At 70.8% G+C, this 18,483-nt stretch carries 19 protein-coding genes, 1 tRNA gene and 1 pseudogene; 13 read left to right on the top strand and 8 right to left on the bottom strand.

Features of this window, described 5'->3' with window-relative positions:
• The first annotated feature begins 105 nt into the window (after positions 1-105).
• Complete coding sequence (locus tag FPZ22_RS01980; RefSeq protein WP_144889785.1) at positions 106-300, top strand: hypothetical protein; 195 nt, start codon at positions 106-108, stop codon at positions 298-300.
• On the opposite strand, the gene FPZ22_RS01975 is transcribed toward FPZ22_RS01980, so the two are convergent.
• Positions 297-1,022: a TIGR02391 family protein gene (locus tag FPZ22_RS01975; RefSeq protein ID WP_144889783.1), complete on the bottom strand. Its 726-nt coding sequence runs from the start codon at positions 1,020-1,022 to the stop codon at positions 297-299. The genes FPZ22_RS01980 and FPZ22_RS01975 overlap by 4 nt on opposite strands.
• 328 nt (positions 1,023-1,350) lie before the next feature.
• A tRNA-Phe gene (locus tag FPZ22_RS01970) sits at positions 1,351-1,426 on the bottom strand.
• Between the two features lie 152 nt (positions 1,427-1,578).
• Between FPZ22_RS01970 and FPZ22_RS01965 the strand changes: the two genes are divergently transcribed.
• Positions 1,579-2,037 carry a DUF6491 family protein gene (locus FPZ22_RS01965; protein ID WP_144889781.1) on the top strand — a complete coding sequence of 153 codons (459 nt, stop codon included), beginning with the start codon at positions 1,579-1,581 and terminating at the stop codon, positions 2,035-2,037.
• Here the strand turns inward: FPZ22_RS01965 and FPZ22_RS01960 are convergent.
• The 4 genes and pseudogenes from FPZ22_RS01960 to ftsY form a co-directional block, all read right to left on the bottom strand.
• Positions 2,013-2,288: an oxidative damage protection protein gene (locus tag FPZ22_RS01960; protein WP_144889779.1), complete on the bottom strand. Its 276-nt coding sequence runs from the start codon at positions 2,286-2,288 to the stop codon at positions 2,013-2,015. The genes FPZ22_RS01965 and FPZ22_RS01960 overlap by 25 nt on opposite strands.
• A gap of 71 nt (positions 2,289-2,359) precedes the next feature.
• A pseudogene (gene mutY / locus FPZ22_RS01955) lies at positions 2,360-3,403 on the bottom strand (A/G-specific adenine glycosylase); the annotation flags it as partial.
• On the bottom strand, positions 3,400-4,680 hold the full coding sequence (locus FPZ22_RS01950) for an AsmA family protein (protein ID WP_144889775.1): 1,281 nt from the start codon (positions 4,678-4,680) through the stop codon (positions 3,400-3,402). The gene FPZ22_RS01950 and the pseudogene mutY, both read right to left, overlap by 4 nt.
• A complete protein-coding gene (gene ftsY, locus FPZ22_RS01945; protein ID WP_144889774.1) occupies positions 4,677-5,888 on the bottom strand; it encodes a signal recognition particle-docking protein FtsY in 1,212 nt (403 codons plus the stop codon). Before ftsY ends, FPZ22_RS01950 begins: the two co-directional genes overlap by 4 nt.
• Before the next feature lie 68 nt (positions 5,889-5,956).
• On the opposite strand from ftsY, the gene rsmD reads away from it, so the two are divergent.
• The 6 genes from rsmD to FPZ22_RS01915 all read left to right on the top strand — a co-directional run bounded on the left by rsmD (position 5,957) and on the right by FPZ22_RS01915 (position 10,737).
• Positions 5,957-6,547, top strand: a complete 591-nt coding sequence (gene rsmD, locus FPZ22_RS01940) for a 16S rRNA (guanine(966)-N(2))-methyltransferase RsmD (protein ID WP_144889772.1) — start codon at positions 5,957-5,959, stop codon at positions 6,545-6,547.
• Between the two features lie 115 nt (positions 6,548-6,662).
• Positions 6,663-7,166 (top strand): pantetheine-phosphate adenylyltransferase, encoded by a 504-nt coding sequence (coaD, locus tag FPZ22_RS01935; protein ID WP_144889770.1) that lies wholly within the window; start codon positions 6,663-6,665, stop codon positions 7,164-7,166.
• Between the two features lie 39 nt (positions 7,167-7,205).
• Positions 7,206-7,703: a hypothetical protein gene (locus FPZ22_RS01930; RefSeq protein WP_144889768.1), complete on the top strand. Its 498-nt coding sequence runs from the start codon at positions 7,206-7,208 to the stop codon at positions 7,701-7,703.
• Between the two features lie 78 nt (positions 7,704-7,781).
• A complete protein-coding gene (locus FPZ22_RS01925; protein ID WP_144889765.1) occupies positions 7,782-8,036 on the top strand; it encodes a YfhL family 4Fe-4S dicluster ferredoxin in 255 nt (84 codons plus the stop codon).
• Positions 8,037-8,038: 2 nt separating this feature from the next.
• Entirely contained in the window at positions 8,039-9,808 is a 1,770-nt protein-coding gene (gene ggt / locus FPZ22_RS01920; RefSeq protein ID WP_246120969.1) for a gamma-glutamyltransferase, read from the top strand.
• Positions 9,809-9,822: 14 nt separating this feature from the next.
• On the top strand, positions 9,823-10,737 hold the full coding sequence (locus FPZ22_RS01915; protein WP_144889761.1) for an MBL fold metallo-hydrolase: 915 nt from the start codon (positions 9,823-9,825) through the stop codon (positions 10,735-10,737).
• A 79-nt stretch (positions 10,738-10,816) separates the two neighbouring features.
• Here FPZ22_RS01915 and upp read toward each other — a convergent pair whose 3' ends face one another.
• Together upp and FPZ22_RS01905 are read right to left on the bottom strand one after the other, a co-directional pair.
• Complete coding sequence (upp, locus tag FPZ22_RS01910; RefSeq protein WP_144889759.1) at positions 10,817-11,446, bottom strand: uracil phosphoribosyltransferase; 630 nt, start codon at positions 11,444-11,446, stop codon at positions 10,817-10,819.
• Between the two features lie 5 nt (positions 11,447-11,451).
• Entirely contained in the window at positions 11,452-12,948 is a 1,497-nt protein-coding gene (locus FPZ22_RS01905) for an aminotransferase class III-fold pyridoxal phosphate-dependent enzyme (RefSeq protein WP_144889757.1), read from the bottom strand.
• Positions 12,949-13,084: 136 nt separating this feature from the next.
• Between FPZ22_RS01905 and FPZ22_RS01900 the strand changes: the two genes are divergently transcribed.
• From FPZ22_RS01900 to FPZ22_RS01880, 5 genes are all read left to right on the top strand, one after another.
• Positions 13,085-13,516 carry an Lrp/AsnC family transcriptional regulator gene (locus FPZ22_RS01900; protein WP_144889755.1) on the top strand — a complete coding sequence of 144 codons (432 nt, stop codon included), beginning with the start codon at positions 13,085-13,087 and terminating at the stop codon, positions 13,514-13,516.
• A 6-nt stretch (positions 13,517-13,522) separates the two neighbouring features.
• Positions 13,523-14,554, top strand: a complete 1,032-nt coding sequence (gene queA, locus FPZ22_RS01895) for a tRNA preQ1(34) S-adenosylmethionine ribosyltransferase-isomerase QueA (RefSeq protein WP_144889753.1) — start codon at positions 13,523-13,525, stop codon at positions 14,552-14,554.
• Positions 14,555-14,626: 72 nt separating this feature from the next.
• The gene (locus FPZ22_RS01890; protein ID WP_210412690.1) at positions 14,627-15,715 is read left to right on the top strand and encodes a Fe(3+) ABC transporter substrate-binding protein; all 1,089 of its coding nucleotides are present in this window, start codon (positions 14,627-14,629) and stop codon (positions 15,713-15,715) included.
• 4 nt (positions 15,716-15,719) lie between these two features.
• Entirely contained in the window at positions 15,720-17,465 is a 1,746-nt protein-coding gene (locus FPZ22_RS01885) for an ABC transporter permease (RefSeq protein ID WP_210412689.1), read from the top strand.
• On the top strand, positions 17,462-18,475 hold the full coding sequence (locus FPZ22_RS01880) for an ABC transporter ATP-binding protein (RefSeq protein ID WP_210412688.1): 1,014 nt from the start codon (positions 17,462-17,464) through the stop codon (positions 18,473-18,475). The genes FPZ22_RS01885 and FPZ22_RS01880 overlap by 4 nt, the downstream gene beginning before the upstream one ends.
• Positions 18,476-18,483: the final 8 nt, after the last annotated feature.

Genomic DNA, 18,483 nt, shown 5'->3' with positions numbered 1-18,483 from the left:
TGGGGTCAGGCAAAAGAACGCCCAGGACTGACCGGGGCTGTTCTTGTCTCAGCTCCTGCGACGAGCCATAGCCACGCTGGACTCCCTCAAGCCCGGAGGTGAGCAATGCCCAGATACCGCACCATCTCCTGTGACCATTGCGGCCACATGTCGCTCAAGCGCGACACGGAATGCGAAGTCTGCGGACGCATGACGCGCCGCGAACGGCGCCTTTGGATCGAAAAAGTGATGCAACTCGGCGTGATATTGCTGATCGCCGCCTTCGTCTACGCGAAGCTCAAGAGTGGCTTCCCGACCTAACTGTTAGGCGGGAGAGGCGGTACCTCGTTTGCTTCTGCGACCCGCCTGACGAAGAGACTGATAGCGACCAAGTACTGGGCCGCCTTTGTCATGTCCAAGTCGTGGATCAGCGAATGAGCCTTCGGATTGCGGATGCCGGTGTATGCGCCTCCGATCATTTCCATGAAACCCTTCTGATCGTTCTGGCCTGATTCGCTCTGTAGTTCGCTAAAAATCAGCTTGGGCCTATTTAGTGAAAACGCCTCCGTTGCAAGTGCCTTGCCGTCAGCATTGAGTCCTGTTCGCTTGCGAATGAGGTCGGACAGGGCGAGCATTCCATCAAGTACCGCATTTCGGTAGTCGCCTTCGTGGTAATGGCGCAAGGATGCGGCAGTCACGATTGGATGGAGCAAGTGTTCAAAACCGGCTTGTGGAGCCTGTAGCTGGCCAGCTCGGGCGTGCCCCTCGGCGTTGGCCGCTATGAAGTCGATATCGAACTTCAGCATGTCCTCATAGTCTTGCGCATCGCCGAAGCGGATATGTCGCCAGAGGTTTCCCAACTCCGGCAGCGGGAAGCCTTGCGCTTCCCACAATTCGTAGATTCGCTGGTAATCCTGCTTCATGTAGCCGTTGGCGAGCTTCGCGGCGGCGGCATCCCCGCTAGCTAGTGCGGCCTTGGCGTCCCATGCCTTCTTGCGCAGATCGCGAAGCAGGCTCACGAGGGTGAAGTACCACTGCGGCATGTCTGTCCCCCCTTTCATCTGAAGGCTAGCTTGGCGGAGGTGCTATGGGCTGTCATCCGGGCCGGAAGCTCCCCCTCGCTTCCTGTCCCCCGGAGGCGCCCGGAATCGCTCCCAAGTTGTCCAGGAACCCGTTTGTCCGTCTCGGGGAACATCCCCCGCCGGGAGGGGATGCCTCGTCCTGAGCGCGTCCTGTGCGGAGGCACGCACAGGCCCGTTGAGGGATATCCGAAGGGTATGGTTCGGAGAGGGATAGGCGGACGACAGACAAGAAAAAAGGCCGCAATTGCTCGCAGCCCTTGATCTATCTACTTCACGCGAATCCACCAAATGGTGGCCGGGGAGGGAATCGAACCCCCGACACGGGGATTTTCAATCCCCTGCTCTACCAACTGAGCTACCCGGCCACTGGCGAGCCCGCAATGATACGGGAGCCGGATCGGGCGAGGCAAGGCCGTCTCCTTCCTGAACGCGCGCGCGCACCGTGACCGCGGCCCGCGGCGACTGGAGGATGATCGTAAGCCTGCCAACCAGCGCCGCGCCGCGGCGGGAGGACGTCATGAAGAACAGGGCTTCCACTGTCGCCGCGCTCTCCGTGGTCTCCGCGCTCCTCCTCGTGTCCGGCTGCGCGAGCAGCGGCAGGATGAGCGACGCCGAAAAGCTGGCGACCTACAGGGCCGCCGCCGGCGAACCGGTCAACAGCTTCAGCTACCTCGGCCGCATCAACGGCTGGACGCCGGTGGACGACAACAACATCGCGGTCTGGACCCGTCCGCGCGAAGCCTGGCTGCTCACGTTCGACGGGCGCTGCGAGGACATCGACTTCACCCCGATGATCAGCCTCACCAGCCAGGGCAGCCGCGTCCATGCCGGCTTCGACAAGGTGATGGTGCACAACCGCAATGCGCTCCAGATGCCGTGCAGGATCCGCGAGATCCGCCCCCTCGACACAGCGCGCATCAAGGCCGCCGAAAAGGCGGCGCGCGAAGAGGATCAGGCGCCGGACTCGGGCACGTAGCCGGCGGGTTTCTCGGCGCCGCCGCCGAACAGGAACTTCTCCATCTCGCCTTCGAGGAAGGCGCGGTGCCCCGGATCCATCGGCGACAGCCGGTTCTCGTTGATCAGCATGGTCTGGTGCGCCAGCCAGGCCGCCCAGGCGGACTTGCCGATGCCCGCGAACACACGCTTGCCGAGCGCGCCCGGCCAGGGCACGAAGTCCAGGCCTTCGGTCTCGCGCTTCTCGTATTCGCAGTACACGGTGCGGCTCACGGCGGGTCTCCTGATGATGATGGGCGCGCGGCCCACGAGGCATGCCGCCCATTGTCGCGCATCGCCGTGGACGCCTCCAGGAACCTGCGCACGGGCGCGGGGATTCCAAGCTCTCGCAGGGCCGCCGGCGGCACCCAGCGAAGATCATCATCGTCGCGGACGCACGGTGTGGCCACGACGCCTTGCCAGCGGCGCGGGTGCATGACGAAGCGGTAGTGGCTGAAGACATGGGGGATGGCCTGCAGCGTCTCGCCGCCGTCGAAGCCCGCGCCTGCGTGGCGCGCGAACCAGTCCCGGGCTTCCGCCTCGTCCCTGGCCTCGGGCAGCGACCACAGCTGCGCCCACACGCCGGTGGGGGGACGGCGCTGCAGCAGCACCCTTCCTTCGGCATCCAGGAGCAGGAGCAGGAGCGCCTCGCGGGTGGGCAGCGTCTTGCCCGGCCTGGACGTGGGCAGTTCGTCGCTGCGTCCCTGTGCGTGGGCTACGCAGCCGGGGCGGAGCGGACAGTCGCCGCAGGCCGGAGAATGCCGGGTGCACAGCGTGGCACCGAGGTCCATCTGCGCCTGGGTGTAATCGGCGAGGCGCGACCGGGGCAGGTGCTCCCGGGCCAGTTGCCACAGCCGCTTCTCGACCGCCGACTGGCCGGGCCAGCCGTCGACGCCGTGGTAACGGGCCAGCACGCGCTTGACGTTGCCGTCGAGGATCGCGAAGCGGTCGCCCCAGGCTTGCGCGAGGATCGCACCGGCGGTGCTGCGGCCGACGCCAGGCAGCGCCACGAGGGCGTCGAAGTCGCGCGGCAGATCGCCGCCATGCTGCGTGACGCAGGCCCGGGCCGCCGCATGCAGGTTGCGGGCGCGGGCGTAGTAGCCCAGGCCGGACCAGAGCGCGAGCACGTCGTCCAGCGGCGCCGCGGCGAGTGCCGCGACCGTGGGCAGCGCGTCGACGAAGCGCTCGAAGTAGGGGACGACCACGCGCACCTGCGTCTGCTGCAGCATGACCTCGGAAAGCCAGACGCGGTACGGCGAGCGCGGGTGCTGCCACGGCAGGTCGTGGCGGCCGTGGGCGTCGAACCAGGCCAGCAGCGGGGCGGCGAAGGCGTCGGCGGCCCGGCTCATTGTCCGTCGTCCGGTTCGAGTTCGATTTCAACGCCTTCCAGCACGGCCCCGGGGAACTCGATGCGCGGCGCGCGCGCGGTCGCGCGCAGCGGCGGCAGGGGTGTGTCGACGGCCGCGGCCTCCAGCCAGTCGAGGATCTCGAAGATGCGCCCTCCGCCTTCGGCATGGGCCTCGCCACGCGCCATGCGCAGGACCAGCGGACCGGAGAGGTCGCTGGCACCGGCATAACGCAGCGCGATGTCGACCGCCGATACGGAATCGTCCAGCGGCGGAGGCAGCGCCGGCCAGCCCTGCGGCCAGCGGCGCATCGCACCTTCGAGTTCGATCAGCAGTGCAGGACCGGCTGCGATGCGGCCCTGCGCGTCGATGGCCGGGACGAGGTCATCGCCATCGTCATCGGCAGGGCGGCTGCTCTGGCCGTCGCCGCGCAGCGCGGCGCCTGCGGGCGCCAGCGTCCAGACGCCGTCGCGCAGGCGCAGCGGACCGTGCAGGCCGAGCGCGAAGGGGATTGGTCTTCCTTCGCCCTGGAACTCGGCCGAGGCGCCGAAGCGCAGGGGCGCGATGCGCAGGCTGCCATCGCCGGAATGCAGGGGTCCGGACGCAGTGACGAAGGCGGGCAGCGCCCATCCGGCGTGCTCGACGCGCAGGCGCCCCCGCGCCGATGCGCCGGCACCATCCGCCGGGCGCGTGGCCGCGAGCCGCAGGTCGAAGGCGATGCGCAGCGGCGGCGTCAGCGCCAGCTGCCCGCGGGCATGCGCCGCCAGGGGGCGGTCGGCGGCGAAGCGCGGCAGGTCCAGCTCCAGCTCCCGCAGCTCCCAGCCCGGCGCGATGACGCGCCCGTCGCGCACCGAGGCGCCGCGGGACAGGGTCGGCAGGGCGCCCGGCCCGGGAGGCCGCGTGGCGAGCCAGGCCTGCAGCCGGGGCAGGTCGATCGTCGGTGCATCGAGTTCGATGCGCTCCAGCACCAGCGGCGCAGGGCGGTCGCGCACTGTCGACCATGGCAAGGAGACCAGAGCCCGCGTCGCGCGCAGCACGGGTTCGCCGTCGCCGGGCACCCGCACCGACAGGTCGCGCACCTCCAGCATGGGCGTGCCGCGCAGCCGGTAGCGCGCCGGGCCTTCGAAGCCGATCTCCAGCCCCAGGCCGTCGCCCACGGTGCCAAGCACCAGGCGCGCCAGCCGCTCAGGCTGCATCAGCATCGCGGCCGCGAGCGCCGCGAGCAACAGCACGGCGGCGAAGCTGCCGGCGGCGAGCGCGAGCCCGCGGCGCGGCCTCACGCCCCCAGCGCCTCCGGCAGCAGGGCGTCGACGAAGGCCTCGGCGTCGAACACCCGCAGGTCCTCGGGGCGTTCACCGATGCCGGCGAAGCGGATCGGGATGCCGAACTCGCGCGCAAGCGCGAACACCACGCCGCCCTTGGCGGTGCCGTCGAGCTTGGTGACCACCAGGCCGGTGACGTCGGCCGCCTGGTGGAAGTGGCGCAGCTGGCTCAACGCGTTCTGGCCGGTGGTGCCGTCGATCACCATGAGCACCTCGTGCGGCGCGCTGCCGTCGAGCTTGCCCAGCACGCGCTTGATCTTTGACAGCTCCGCCATCAGGCCCTGCTGGGTATGCAGGCGGCCGGCGGTGTCGGCGATCAGCACGTCGGTGCCGCGCGCGCGCGCGGCCTGCAGGGCATCGAAGGCCACCGAGGCGGCGTCGGCGTCCTGCCCCTGCGCGACCACGGCCACGCCGTTGCGCTCGCCCCAGGCCTGCAGCTGGGCCACGGCGGCCGCGCGGAAGGTGTCGCCGGCGGCGAGCATCAGGCTCTTGCCCTCGTCCTTGAAGCGCCGCGCCAGCTTTCCGATGGTGGTGGTCTTGCCGACGCCGTTGACGCCGACGGTCAGGATCACGAAGGGCTTTGCGGCGGGATCGATGACCAGCGGCCTGGCCACCGGTTCGAGAATGGCGACGAGTTCGCCGCGCAGGGCAGTGCGCAGCGCGGCGGCATCGGCGAATTCGCGCGCCTTCATGCGCCTGCGCAGGGACTCGACCAGGCCGGTGGTGGCGGTCACGCCCACGTCGGCGGTGAGCAGGGCGGTCTCGATCGCGTCGAGGAGGTCGTCGTCCAGGCGCGGGTTGCGTGCGAACAGGCCCCCAAGGCCGCGGGCGATGCCGCTGCCCATGAGGCGCTCGCGCCAGCCGGGCCTGCCGGGGGCTGCGGCGGGCTTTTCCCGTGTGCGGGATGCATCCCCAGCCGTGCCCGGCGCAGGCATCGACGCTGATGCGGGATCGGACTCGAGCGCCGCTGGAGCAGCTGGTTCCGGCATGGGGCTCGGCGGCAGTGGCTGCGACTTCGGTGGCGCCTGCACGGCTTCGTCCGCCCCCGCACCCATCGCCCGGGCGGCCTCGATCGCCTCCGCGGCGGCGCTGGACGCCGAGGCGTCGTCCTTCGCCGGCTTGGCTTTGTCGGCGTCGGGTTTCCAACGGCGGAAGAGGCTGACCATCGCGAACGGACCGGGCGGGAGAGGGGGGGAGGTGCGCGCCAGTGGACAAGCGCGGACAATGCCGCGTCATGGTACCACCGGCCCCTCGTGCTCCCCCGCGCCCGGCACCGCCCGGCAGCGTGCGCATCATCGGCGGCCGCTGGCGCGGTTCGAAGCTGCCGGTCGCGGCGGCGCCGGGCCTGCGGCCGACCTCCGACCGCGCCCGCGAGACCCTCTTCAACTGGCTGCAGCCGGTGCTTCCCGGCGCGCGCGTGCTGGACCTGTTCGCGGGCAGCGGCGCGCTTGGGCTCGAGGCGCTGTCGCGAGGTGCGCGCGAAGTCCTGCTGGTCGAGCGCGATCCCGCACTGGCGCAGTCGCTGCGGGAGACCTGCGGGCGCCTGGGCGCGGGCGACGCGGCCACCGTGCTGCGCGCCGACGCGCTCGAACTGCTGCGCACGCCGGTGCACGGACGCTTCGATCTTGTGTTCGTCGACCCGCCGTTCGCGGACGGTCTCTGGGACGGCGTGCTCGCAGGGCTGGCCCCCTGGCTGGCCGACGACGCCTGGCTCTACATGGAGTCCGCGTCGACCGGCTCCGCCGCACCGGGTCCGGGCTGGCGCCTGCACCGCGAGTCCGCGAGCCGCGACGCGCGCCACTCACTGTTCCGGCGCGAACCATGACGTCCAGGGCGCGGGAGTCCGTTCCTTGCCCCCAGTGCGGAAACTCCCAACCGCGCCATGCCGCGCTGATACACTCGCCCCGGCTACACGCACCCCAACCACGGCGCAGCCAGGCATGAGCACAGCCCGAAACAGGATCGCGGTCTATCCGGGTACTTTCGACCCGATCACCAACGGCCACGTCGATCTGGTCGGCCGCGCCGCGCCGCTGTTCGACCGGCTCGTGGTCGGAGTGGCCGAAAGCCCGGCCAAGGGGCCGGCGCTGGCGCTGGAGCTGCGCGTGGACCTGGCGCGGCAGGCGCTGGCCGCGTACGACAATGTCGAAGTCATGGGCTTCGATTCGCTGCTCGCCCACTTCGTCGCCGAAGTCGGCGGCGGCGTGCTGCTGCGCGGCCTGCGCGCAGTCTCCGATTTCGAGTACGAATTCCAGCTGGCGAGCATGAACCGGCACCTGATCCCGGAGGTCGAGACCCTGTTCCTGACCCCGGCAGAGCAGTACGGCTTCATTTCCTCGTCGCTGGTGCGCGAGATCTCCCGCCTCGGCGGCGATGTCTCGGCGTTCGTTCCGGCCGCCGTGGCCGAAGCGCTGCAGGCCGAGTGGCGGCGCGAGCTAGACTGATCCACCGCAAGAAAACCACCGACACCTGGGGAGCCCGAAATGAAGACCACCACCCGCCTGATGCTGACCGCCTGCCTGGTGCTGCCGCTGCTCGCGGCCTGCAAGAAGGAGGAGGCCCCGGTCGCCCAGGTCGCCGCGCCGCTGGCCGCGCCGACCACCGCCGACGACGCCGCCTGGCGCACCTACGTCTCCGACGTGGTGACCCGCAACATGGCGGGCATTTCCAACCAGCCCTACGTCTACTACCTGCCCGCCGCGACCGGCGACGAGGCCACCGACACCGGGAACTACGAGCGCCTGCAGGACAAGGCCAGGACCGACGTCGCGCGCGGGATCGTCCGCGGCAACATGCTGGCCTACGCCTCGTCCGATTCGGCGAAGATGGCGGACATCGTGGTCACGGCGTTCGCCGACGTGCCCGAATCCACCATGCAGGGCGTGCGCGTGGTGTTCATCGGCGACGCCGCCGACCAGGCCCGCGTCGCCGAGGCCGTGGCGCCGGCAGGCGTGGAGTACGTCTTCGTCGAAGCGAAGTAAGGGCCTTTCCGGCCCCGTGGGTCCGCCGCCGGCCGCACGGCACGGCGGCGGACCGCGCGCAGGGTCTACAATGCCCGCATGGCACTGCGCATCAGCGAGCTCTGCATCAACTGCGACGTCTGCGAGCCCGCCTGCCCGAACGACGCCATCTCCCAGGGTGAAACCATCTACGTGATCGATCCCGCGCGCTGTACCGAGTGCGTGGGGCATTTCGACGAGCCGCAGTGCGTGGTGGTGTGCCCGGTCGAATGCATCGATCCCGACCCCGATATCCCCGAAACCCACGACCAGCTGCTGGCGAAGCTCCTGCGGCTGAAGGAGCAGGCTGCTTGAACATCCACACCCTGTTGCGGCGCGCGGCGCTGCTGTTGCTGATCGCCCTGGCGCCGGCCGGCCTTGCCGCGGCCGCCGATGGTGCGCAGGTCGCGGGCCGCGAAGCCGCGCCGCAGGTGCAGGCGGTAAAGCCGCCCGGCGCGGCGATCGCATCGGCGCACGCCCTGGCCACCGAGGCCGGGATGCAGGTGCTGTCCGACGGCGGCAACGCCTTCGACGCCGCGATCGCGGTTTCGGCCGTGCTGTCGGTGGTCGAGCCGATCAGCTCCGGCATCGGCGGTGGCGGCTTCTTCCTGCTGCACGAGGCGAAGAGCGGGCGCGACGTGTTCGTCGATGCGCGCGAGACCGCGCCGGCAGCGGCCACGCCCGAGCGCTACCTGGATGCGGACGGCGAGTTCGACCGCGACCGTGCCACCAACGGCGCCTGGTCGGCGGGCTTCCCGGGCCTGCCTGCGGCCTTCGTCCACATCCAGGAAAAGTACGGCAGGCTGCCGCTGTCGCGCACCCTGGCGCCGGCGATCCGCATCGCCCGCGAAGGCTTCCCGGTGTACGGGCGCATGGCCCGCGGTTACGCGGCGCGGCGCGTGGTGATGGAGCGCTATCCGGGCACGCGCGAGGTGTACCTCGCCGGCGGCCGGCCGATCGAGATCGGCGACATCTTCCGCCAGCCGGACCTGGCAAGGACGCTCGAGAAGCTCGCTGCCGAGGGCTTCGACGGCTTCTACCGCGGCGACGTGGGTGCGAAGCTGGTCGCCGGCGTCAACGCCGAGGGCGGTGCCTGGACCGCGGACGAACTGGCCGCCTACCGGGTGCGCGAGCGCGAGCCGGTTCGTTTCGGCTACCACGGCTGGGAGATCGTGACGGCGCCGCCGCCGTCCTCCGGCGGGCTCGCGCTGGCGGAGATGCTGCAGATCCTGGCGCCCTACGACCTCGGCGCGCTGTCCGAAGCCGAACGCACCCATCTCGTGGTGGAATCCATGCGGCGCGCCTACCGCGACCGCACCTTCTACCTCGGCGACCCCGATTTCGTGCACGTGCCGCAGCGCCTGCTCTCCAGCCCCGACTACGCGGCCGGGCTGCGGGCCACGATCCATCCGCAGCGCGCCACGCCCAGCGAACTGCTGTCCGGCGCGCCCACGCCGCTGGAGGACGAGGAGACGACGCACTTCTCGATCATCGACGCCGAAGGCAACCGCGTCGGCGGCACGCAGACGGTGAACCTGCTCTACGGCTCGGGCCTGGTGGCGCCGGGCACCGGCGTGCTGCTGAACAACGAAATGGACGACTTCGCGCTCAAGCCGGGCACGCCCAACGCCTTCGGCGTGATGGGCTACGACGCCAACGCGCCGGAGCCCGGCAAGCGCATGCTGAGCTCGATGACGCCCACCTTCATGGTCTCGCCGGAGAAGGTGGCCGTGCTCGGGACGCCCGGCGGCAGCCGCATCATCACCATGGTGCTGCTGGGCGTGCTCGGCTACGACGCCGGGCTGTCGGCGGCCGACGTGGCGGCGCTGCCGCGCTATCATCACCAGTGGATGCCCGACGTCATCGAGGCCGAGGCCGGCACGTTCGACGTCGCCACCGCGCAGGCGCTGAGGGCGATGGGCCACACGGTGGTGCGGCCGGAGGACGAGGCGGCCCAGGGCCGCCGCTCCAGCGATGCCTGGGGCAACTTCCAGACCGTGGCCTGGGACATCGCCAACGACCGGCTGGAGGGCGGCACCGACCCCCGCAACCCGGTCGGCACCGCGGAAGTCCGCGCCGGCAGATAGCAGGAGTCCCGGACATGAAGCTCTGGTCGATCGAAGGCAACACCCAGCGTCTCGACGGCGGCTCGATGTTCGGCAACGCGCCGCGGGCGATGTGGTCGAAGTGGATGCGGCCCGACGAGGCCAACCGCATTCCGCTGGCCACGCGGGCGCTGCTGGCGACTCCCCTGAACGGTCGCACGGTGCTGTTCGAGACCGGCATCGGTGCCTTCTTCGAGCCGAAGCTGCGCGAACGCTATGCCGTCGGCGGGGACGGCCACGTGCTGCTGGATTCGCTGCGGGAAGCCGGCTTCGGCCATGAGGACATCGACGTGGTGGTGCTCAGCCACCTCCACTTCGACCACGCCGGCGGCCTGCTGTCGGCCTGGGAGGAGGGCAAGGCGGCGGAGCTGCTGTTCCCCAATGCCACCTTCGTGATCGGCCGCGAGCAGTGGGAGCGTGCGCGCGACCCGCATCCGCGCGACCGCGCCAGCTACATCCCGGAGCTGCTGCCGCTGCTCGAGGCCAGCGGCCGCGTGGAACTGGTCGACGGCGAACGCACGCCGGCGCTGGGCGACGCGGTGCGTTTCCACTGGAGCCACGGCCACACGCCGGGGATGATGCTGGCCGAGATCCTCGGGCCGGAGCTGCGCGATGACGGTCACCACGGCGGCGTGGTGTTCTGCGCCGACCTCGTCCCGGGGCTGCCCTGGGTGCACGTGCCGATCACCATGGGCTACGACCGTTGCGCGGAGACCCTGATCGACGAGAAGCAGGCGTTCCTGGAGGACAAGCTGGCGCGCGGGGTGCATCTCTTCTTCACGCATGACCCGGACTGCGCCCTGGCGAGGGTCGAGCACGACGACCGCGGGCGGTTCACCGGCACGCACCATGTCGCCCGACTGCAGGCCCGGCCGCTGGCCCCCGGCCTGTCGCCCGGCGAACACCTGTAGAAGCAGCTGCAGCTGCGCGCGCCCGTGTCTGTCGAGGCCGCAGCAGTTCCTGGACTGGGCCGGCGGCGCCGGCGGATGCTCAGCCGCGGGTACCGAAGATCTTGTCTCCGGCGTCGCCCAGGCCGGGCAGGATGTAGCCGACCTCGTTGAGGCGTTCGTCGATCGACGCGACGTAGACATCGACGTCCGGATGCCGCGCCTCCAGCGCCCGCAGCCCCTCGGGCGCCGCTACCAGGAACAGGCCCCTGATCCGCGTGCAGCCGGCGCGCTTGAGCATGTCGATCGTGGCGATCAGGGTCCCGCCGGTGGCGAGCATCGGGTCCAGCACCAGGGCGGTGCGGTCGGCCAGGTCGTCGACGAGGTTCTCGTAGTACGTCAGCGCCTCGAGCGTGGCCTCGTCACGGCGGATTCCGACCACGCCGACCTTGGCCGCCGGGATCATGTCCAGCACTCCCGGGAGCATGCCCAGGCCGGCGCGCAGCACCGGGACCAGGGTGATCTTGCGGCCCTTGATCCGGCGCACCCGGACGGGGCCGGCCCAGCCTTCGATCTCGGCGTCCTCGCACTCGAGGTCGGCCGTGGCCTCGTAGGTCAGCAGCGCCGCGACCTCGGCGGCCAGTTCGCGGAAGGTCTTGGTGCTGTTGTCGGCGCGGCGCATCAGGCCGAGTTTGTGCTGCACCAGCGGGTGGCGGACTTCGACGATATTCATGGGTCTCAGGCCGCGGCCTTCACCCGCGGCCCCTCCAGCAGCGCGCGCTTCACCATCGATACGACCAGGTCCAGCTCGTCTTCGTCCATCTCGAAGCGCGGGGTGAAGCGCAGCGAGTTTTCGCCGCCGTGGATCACGCCCAGGCCGCGCTCGCGCAGCCACTCCTCGGTCGAGCCCGCACCGTAGCCCTTGAAGCCCGGGGCCAGCTCGCAGGAGAACAGCAGGCCCGTGCCCTGGACCTTCGTGATCAGCCCGCCCAGTTCCGCCCTGAGCGCCTCGAGCTTTTCGATCGCCTGCCGGCCGCGCCCGCGGATGTTCGCGCGCACTTCCGGCGTGACCATGCCCAGCACCGCCACACCGACGTCGGCCGCGCGCGGGTTCGCGGTCATGGTGTTGCCATAGGTGCCGCGCTTGTAGATGCCGGCGGCGCGTTCGTTCACCGCCAGCACGGACAGCGGGTACTGGCCGGCGTTGAGCGCCTTGGAGTAGGTTTCCATGTCCGGCGCCTCCTGCCCCTCGAAGCCCGGGTAGTCGACGATCGACAGGCTGCCGGTGGCGCGCAGGCCGGCCTGGATGGAGTCGACGAGCAGCAGCGAGCCATGGGCCTTCGTCAGTTCACGCGCGGCGGCATAGAACTCCGGCGGGACGCTGCGGCCGGGGTCGCCTTCGCCCATGACCGGCTCGAGGAACATCGCCTCGATGAACCAGCCCTTGGCGTCGGCGTCGGCGAACGCCTGCTTGAGGGCGTCGAGGTCGTAGGGAGCGACCACCAGCACGCTTTCCTCGCGACGGTAGCTGGCCAGCGCGTTCTCGTAGGCCTTGCGGGTGGAGTTGGAATACAGCGCCGGGGCTTCGGTGCGGCCGTGGAAGGCGCCCTTGACCACCAGGCGCTTGACGCTGCGACCCGCGTGGCGCGCACCGGCGTCGGTCATGGTCTTGGCATTCGTATCGGCGATGCGCGCGGCCAGCGAAACCGACTCCGAGCCGGAATTGAGGCACATGAAGGCGGCGTAGGGGCAGCCGCCGCGGGTATGGCCGATCTCCGCGCGCAGGGCGCGATCGAGCCGCAGCTGCGAAAGACTCGGGGTCATGACGTTGGCCATCGCCTGCGGCTTCGCCATCGCCTCGAGGACCGGGGCGGGCGTGTGGCCGAAGCCGAGCATGCCGTAGCCGCCGGTGTCGTAGACCACGGCGCCCTTGAGGGTCACGATCCAGGGACCGCGGGCGGCGAGGGCGACGTAGGGATTGACGCCGTCCTGCGGGTAGAAATTCACGTAGCCGGCCTGCACGGCCCGGATCTGGTCGTCCTCGTCGAGGTCGAGCAGGTCGGAGGCGCCGGATTCGATGCGCGCGAACTCGGCGGCGGCGGCCGCGATCGCTTCGACCAGTTCCGGGTGGCTGGCCGCGAAGCGGGCGACGGTGGCGTCGTCCAGGCCCGGGGTCCGGCGCTGCCCCTTGCGGGCGCGGAGCGGGGCAAGGGCGGCGGTCGGGTTGGTGGTCATGGCGGTTGCTCCTGTGCGTCTGCAGGCCGGATGGCCCGGGCGATTCCCTATCGTAGCGGGAGGCGTTCGTCGCTTGGTAGGTACGATTTGCACTTAAACCCTGCATATTTCGGCAGATCGACGATAGAATCCGCGCATGACGCTGAGCCCCGCCGACGAAGCCCTGCTGTCGCTGCTGCGCGAGGACGCGCGGGCGCCCACTGCGTCCATCGCGCGCCGGCTGCAGCTGTCGCGGACCACGGTGCAGAGCCGGATCGAGCGACTGGAGCGCAGCGGCGTGATCGCCGGCTACACCGTGCGCGTCAACGACGAGCATGAGCGCGAGCGGATCCGCGCGCTGGTCATGATCACCGTGTTCCCGAAGCAGTCGCCCGCCGTGGTCGAGGCCCTGCGGCAGATGCCGGGCGTGCGCGCCCTGCATTCGGTCAACGGCTCCTGGGACCTGGTGGCGATGGCAGTGGTGCCCTCCATCGGAGACATGGATGCGCTGACCGACCGCATCGGCGCGCTCGACGGCGTGGAGCGGACCACCTCGACCCTGCTGCTCTCGACCAAGTTCCAGCGCTGAGGCTCCTTGAAGAAGTCCGATTTCAGTTTCGACCTGCCGCGGGAACTGATCGCCCAGGCGCCGCTGGCCGAGCGCTCGGCCAGCCGCATGCTGGTCGTGCCGCGGGGCGGCGCCAGCCTCGATGACCGGTACGTCCGCGACCTGCCCGGGTTCCTGGATCCCGGCGACCTGCTGGTGTTCAACGACACCCGGGTGATCCCGGCGCGACTGTTCGGGCGGAAGCGGGGCAGCGGCGGACGGGTCGAGATCCTGATCGAGCGCTTGCTTCCCGGCGAGGAGGCGCGCGCGCAGGTGGGTGCGAGCAAGACGCCGAAGTCCGGCTCCGTGATCGAGCTCGACGCAGGCGGCGTGGCCGAAGTGATCGGTCGCGACGGCAGCTTCCATCATCTGCGCTTCCACGTCGGCGGTCCGCTCGAATCCTGGCTCGCCACGGCCGGGCGCATGCCGCTGCCGCCCTACATCCAGCGCGAGCCTGGCAGCGACGATGCCGAGCGCTATCAGACCGTGTTCGCTCGCGCGTCCGGTGCGGTGGCGGCGCCGACCGCCGGCCTGCACTTCGACCAGCCGCTGCTGGATGCCCTGCGCGATCGGGGGGTGGACTTCGGGCACGTGACCCTGCACGTGGGTGCCGGCACCTTCCAGCCGATGCGCGTGGACGATGTCCGCGAGCACCGCATGCACAGCGAATGGATCGACGTCGGCACGGCGCTGGTGCAGAAGGTGCGGCGCACGCGTGCGGCCGGGGGCAGGGTGGTCGCGGTCGGCACCACCGTGGTGCGGGCGATGGAGTCGGCGACGGTCGAGGGCGAGCTGCATCCCTTCGCGGGCGAGACCTCGATCTTCATCGTGCCGGGGTACCGGATCACGTCGGCCGACCTGCTGCTCACCAACTTCCACCTGCCCGAGTCCACCCTCCTGATGCTGGTCTCGGCCTTCGCCGGGCGCGAACGGGTGCTGGCGGCCTATGCCCACGCCGTCCGCGAGCGCTACCGGTTCTTCTCCTACGGGGACGCGATGTTGCTGACCGCGCATCCGTGAGTCGAAGTGGTCGAGTATCATTCTCATTTGAAGCCAGGGCCATCCGGCCGTGGAACGCCACAGGAGATGCCCGTGAAGACCGGTTTCCGCGCAATCCGCGCCATGCTCGTTCCCGCCTGCGCAGGCATCCTGCTCGTCGCCTGCGGCGGCAGCGCGCCGGCGCCGACGGCGACTTCCGGCGGTTCCTCCGCTGCCCCCACGGCCGGCGGCGAAGTGAACCTCTACACGACACGAGAGCCCGCCCTGGTCCAGCCGCTGCTCGACGCCTTCACCGCCAGCTCGGGCATCAAGGTCAATACGGTCCTGCTGAAGGACGGCCTGCTCGAGCGCCTGGGCGCCGAGGGCGAGCGTTCGGTGGCGGACGTGCTGATGGTGGTCGACACCGGCAACATGCTCGACCTGGTCGAGGCCGGGCACACCCGGCCGCTGAAATCCGAAGTGCTGGAGGCGGCGATCCCGGCGCACCTCCGCGGCGCCGACGGCCAGTGGTTCGCGATGTCGCTGCGCGACCGTGTGCTGTACGCGGACAAGGACCTCGACCTCGAGTCCTTCCACTATGAGGACCTGGCCGACCCGCAGTGGAAGGGCAGGGTCTGCATCCGCTCCGGACAGCACCCGTACAACACCAGCCTGTTCGCGGCGATGGTGGCCCACCATGGCGTCGAAGCCACGGAAACCTGGCTGCGCGGCGTCAAGGCCAACCTCGCGCGCAAGGCCGCCGGCGGCGACCGCGACGTTGCCCGCGACATCCTCGCCGGCATCTGCGACATCGGCATCGCCAACGCCTACTACGTCGGCCAGATGAAGAACGCCGAGCCGGGATCCGAGCAGCGCCGGTGGGGCGAGGCGATCAAGGTCATCCGGCCCACCTTCGACGTCGAGGGCGGCGGGACCCACGTCAACATCAGCGCCGCCGCCCTGGCCCGCCACGCGCCGAACCGCGACAACGCCGTGGCGCTGATGGAATACCTGGTCTCCGATGCGGCACAGAGCCTGTATGCGCGCGCCAACTACGAATATCCGGTGAAGGCCGGCGTCGAACTCGATCCGGTGGTCGCGAGCTTCGGTCCGCTCGAGGTCGATCCGCTGCCGCTGACCGAGGTGGTCGCGAACCGCCGCACGGCAAGCGAGCTGGTCGACAAGGTCGGCTTCGACAACTGACGCGGTGACCGACGGCATACCGATGGCGGCGGCTGGAATCTCCGCGGGTGTGATGCACCCGGTGGTCCGCGGCGCTTCCGGCCGCGGCCTGCGCCGCCTGCTGCCCGAAGGCCCGTGGCAATGGGCGGCGGCGGCGATCGCGGCGCTGGTGCTGCTGCCGCTGGCCTCGCTGGCCTGGACCGCCCTGCAGGGTGGGCAGGACGGACTCTGGAGCCATGTCGCCCGCTACGTCCTGCCCGGAGCCGCGCGCAACACCCTGGCGCTCCTGGTCGGGGTCGGCGCGCTGGTGGTGTCGATCGGCACCGGCGCGGCGTGGCTGGTGACGGCGTACGACTTCCCCGGCCGGCGCATCCTGGCCTGGGCGCTGCTGTTGCCGCTGGCGGTGCCGACCTACATCGTCGCCTTCGCCTACCTCGACCTGCTCCACCCGCTGGGGCCGGTGCAGGGCGTGGTGCGGGCGCTGCTGGGTTACGACAGCCCGCGCGACTTCCGCCTGCCCGACATCCGCGGCCTGGCCGGCTGCATCGTGCTGCTGGGCTTCGTGCTCTATCCCTACGTCTATCTGACCACCCGCGCGATGTTCATGACCCAGGCCGCAGGGCTGCTGGAGGCGGCGCGAACGCTGGGCACCCCGCCGGTGCAGGTGTTCCGGCGCGTGGCCCTGCCGCTGGCGCGGCCGGCGATCGCCGTCGGCACGGCGCTGGCCCTGATGGAAGTGCTCAACGACATCGGCGCCTCCGAGTTCCTCGGCGTGCAGACGCTGACCGTGGCCGTCTACACCACATGGGTGACGCGCTCGGACCTGCCGGGCGCGGCGCAGATCGCGCTGGCGATGCTGGCGATCGTGGTCCTGCTGCTGGCGCTGGAACGCCACGCGCGTCGGCGACAGCGCTATGCGGTGGGCGAACGGCCGCGGCCGATGCGTCCCCAACGGCTGCGCGGCGGCGCGGCGGCGCTGGCATGCGCACTGGGCGCCTTCCCGGTGCTGGTGGGCTTCGTGCTCCCGGCCGGCTACCTCGCTTGGGAGGCGGCGCGGCGCATCGGCTCGTCCGGTGTTTCGCTGCAGCTGCTGTCGAGCGTACGCAACACGGTGGGCGTCGCCCTGGCCGCCACCGTGGTCACGCTCGCCGCCGGCCTGGTGCTGGGATGGTCGATGCGCCTGGCGCAGGGGCGCCGGCGCACCGGCGGCGCGCTGCTGGCCCTGCGCGCCGGCAGCCTCGGCTATGCGGTGCCGGGCACGGTGCTGGCCATCGGCGTGCTGTTGCCGCTGGCCTGGTTCGACCACGGCGGCAACGCGCTGCTCCGCGGCTTCGGGTTCGAGCCCCGGATGCTGTTGATGGGTTCGGCGGCCGCACTGGTGCTGGCCTATGCGGCGCGCTTCCTGGCCATCGCCGCCGGCGGCATCGAGGCCGGCCTCGCGCGCATCCCGCCGAGCCTCGACCAGGCCGCGTCCAGCCTGGGTCACGCGCCGGGCGCGGCGCTGCGACGGGTGCATCTCCCGCTGCTGCGGCCGGCGCTGGCCGCGGCCGCGCTGCTGGTGTTCGTGGACGCGATGAAGGAACTGCCGGCGACCCTGCTGCTGCGGCCGCTGAATTTCGAGACCCTCGCGACCTGGCTGTATGCCGAGGCATCGCGCGGGACCTATGAGGAAGGCGCGGTGGCGGCGATGCTGATCGTCGCCGTCGGCCTGCTGCCGGTGGTGCTGCTGGCGCGCACCGGCGTGCGCTATGGACGGGAGAAGATGGCGTGAGCGAGGCGCTGCTGGATATCGCAGGCATCCGCGTCGGCTACCCCGCGCCTGGCGGCGGCACCCTGGTGGTGGTGGACGATCTGTCGCTGACCCTGGCCGCGGGCGAGATCGGCTGCCTGCTCGGTGCCTCGGGCTGCGGCAAGACCACGGTGCTGCGTGCGGTCGCCGGCTTCGAACCGGTCCTGGCCGGCAGCATCGACGTGCAGGGCCGGCGCGTGGCGGCGGCGGGCCTGTCGCTGCCGCCCGAGAAGCGCAGCGTGGGCATGATGTTCCAGGACTACGCGCTGTTCCCGCACATGGATGCCGCGGACAACGTCGGTTTCGGACTGCGCGGGCTGGCGCGCGAGGCGCGGCGGGCGCGAGTGGCGGAAATGCTCGACCTGGTAGGGTTGGGCGCGCGCGGCGGCGCCTACCCGCACGAACTGTCCGGCGGCCAGCAGCAGCGCGTGGCGCTGGCGCGCGCACTGGCACCGGACCCGGCCCTGCTGCTGCTCGACGAGCCCTTTTCCAACCTCGATACCGACACCCGCCAGCAGCTGGCGGCCGAGCTGCGCGCGCTGCTGAAAGCCTCGGGCGCGACCGTGCTGATGGTGACCCACGACCAGGCCGAGGCCTTCACCATGGCCGACCGGATCGGCGTGATGGACGGCGGCCGCATCCTGCAGTGGGACTGCGCCGAAGCGCTGTACCGGCGTCCGGTGGACCGCTTCGTGGCCGGCTTCATCGGGCGCGGCACCCTGGTGACGGCGGCCGCTGTGGGCCTGGGGCGCGGGGGCGACGTGCTCCTGCGGCCGCACGCGCTGCGCCCCGATCCCCTGGGGCCGGTGGAGGCCGAGCTGGTGGCGCTGGCGTTCCGCGGCCCCGGTCACGTGCTGGGCCTGCGTCTGGGCGGAGGCGCGGTGGTCGAGATCGATCTCGACGATGCCGACCTTCCGGCGGTGCGCGGCCTGGCGCCGGGCGCGCCCCTGCGCCTGCGCCTGGCCGACGATGCCCTTGTCGCCTTCGACTGAACGGAACG

Source organism: Luteimonas granuli (assembly GCF_007795095.1).
GTDB classification, from domain to species: Bacteria; Pseudomonadota; Gammaproteobacteria; order Xanthomonadales; family Xanthomonadaceae; genus Luteimonas; species Luteimonas granuli.
Note: the sequence above shows the minus strand (reverse complement) of the source record. Positions and strands in the feature narration are given on the sequence as shown.